This window comes from Methylobacterium aquaticum (assembly GCF_001043915.1).
GTDB lineage: Bacteria > Pseudomonadota > Alphaproteobacteria > Rhizobiales > Beijerinckiaceae > Methylobacterium > Methylobacterium aquaticum.
Window position 1 is genome coordinate 1 of the sequence record NZ_LABX01000411.1, and the last position, 1,655, is coordinate 1,655.

Annotated in this window: 2 protein-coding genes; both read right to left on the reverse strand. The window is 66.8% G+C overall.

Annotated features, from left to right (window positions below):
* Window position 1: 1 nt before the first annotated feature.
* The gene (locus VP06_RS32860) at window positions 2–991 is read right to left on the reverse strand and encodes a branched-chain amino acid ABC transporter permease (protein WP_048468026.1); all 990 of its coding nucleotides are present in this window, start codon (window positions 989–991) and stop codon (window positions 2–4) included.
* A 28-nt stretch (window positions 992–1,019) separates the two neighbouring features.
* On the reverse strand, window positions 1,020–1,655 hold a 636-nt coding region (locus VP06_RS32865), incomplete at its 5' end, for a branched-chain amino acid ABC transporter permease (RefSeq protein WP_048468027.1).

The window sequence follows — 1,655 nt, forward strand, 5'->3', positions numbered from 1 at the left end:
CTCAGAGCGGCCGCTTCAGCGTCCGGGCGACGAGGCCGAGGATGCCCTCGCGGAACACCAGCACGCAGATCACGAACACGAAGCCCTGGATGATCGTCACCCAGGCGCCGAACTGCGCCAGGTAGTTCTCCATCGCGATGATGACGAAGGAGCCGAGGATCGGGCCGAACACCGTGCCCATGCCGCCGACCAGCGTCATCAGCACCACCTCGCCCGACATCGACCAGTGCACGTCGGTGAGCGAGGCGAGCTGGAACACGATCGCCTTGGTCGAGCCGGCCAGCCCCGCCAGCGTGGTCGAGAGGACGAAGACCGCGAGCTTGTACTGGTTGGCCCGGTAGCCCAGCGAGATCGCCCGGGGCTCGTTGTCGCGGATCGCCTTCAGCACCTGGCCGAACGGCGAGTGGATGATGCGGTAGATCAAGAGCAGGCCGAGAAAGAAGATCACCGCGACCAGCACGTAGAGCACCCGGTCGTCGGCGAGGCTGATGAGGCCGAACAGGTTGCCGCGCGGCACCGCCTGGATGCCGTCCTCGCCGCCGGTGAACTTGGCTTGCAGCGAGAAGAAGAACACCATCTGGGCGAGCGCCAGGGTGATCATCGAGAAGTAGATGCCCTGGCGGCGGATGGCGAGCGCGCCGAAGACGAGGCCGAGCAGCGCCGCCATCAGGGTGCCGCCCAGGATGGCGAGTTCCGGCGTCAGGCCCCAGTTCTTCGCGGTGTAGGCGGTGACGTAGCTCGCCATGCCGAAATAGGCGGCGTGGCCGAAGGACAGCAGGCCGCCGTAGCCGAGCAGCAGGTTGAAGGCCAGCGCGAACAGCGCGAAGCACAGCACCTTCATCAGGAAGACGGGATAGAGCACGAAGGGCAGCACCGCGAGCAGGACCGCGATGATGACGAAGACGAGGCGGTGGAACGCCTTGGCGTCCTTGCCCTCGGGCAGGGTGGGGGCGATCGGGGAGGCGTCGGTGGACGCCGCGGCGGAGGACATCTGAGGGTGTTCCTTCAGGCGAGGCGGGTCAGGCGGTGCGGCCGAACAGGCCGGCGGGCTTCACCAGCAGCACCAGCACCATGATGACGAAGATCACGGTCGAGGAGGCTTCCGGGTAGAACACCTTGGTCAGGCCCTCGATCAGCCCGAGGGTGAAGCCGGTGACGATCGAGCCGAGGATCGACCCCATGCCGCCGATCACCACGACCGCGAAGACCACGATGATGATGTCGGCGCCCATGTTCGGGTTCACCGAGTAGACGGGAGCGGCGAGCACGCCCGCGAAGGCGGCCAGCGCCACGCCGAAGCCGTAGGTGAGGGTGAGGAGCAGCGGCACGTTGACGCCGAAAGCCTGGACCAGGGTCGGGTTCTCGGTGGCGGCCCTGAGGTAGGCGCCGAGCTTGGTCTTCTCGATGACCAGCCAGGTGGCGATGCAGACGACCAGGGAGGCGACCACGACCCAGCCGCGGTAGTTCGGCAGGAACATGAAGGGCAGGCGCTGGCCGCCCGACAGCTCCGAGGGGATCGCGTAGGGCAGGCCCGACACGCCGTACTCGTTGCGGAACAGGCCCTGGATGATGAGGGCAAGGCCGAAGGTCAGGAGCAGGCCGTAGAGGTGATCGAGCTTGTAGAGCCGCGAGATCAGCAGCCGCTCCAGGATCAC

Coding starts and splice junctions, on each gene's coding strand:
- VP06_RS32860 (WP_048468026.1), bottom strand. CDS start 991: ATGTCCTCCGCCGCGGCGTCCACCGACGCCTCCCCGATCGCCCCCACC.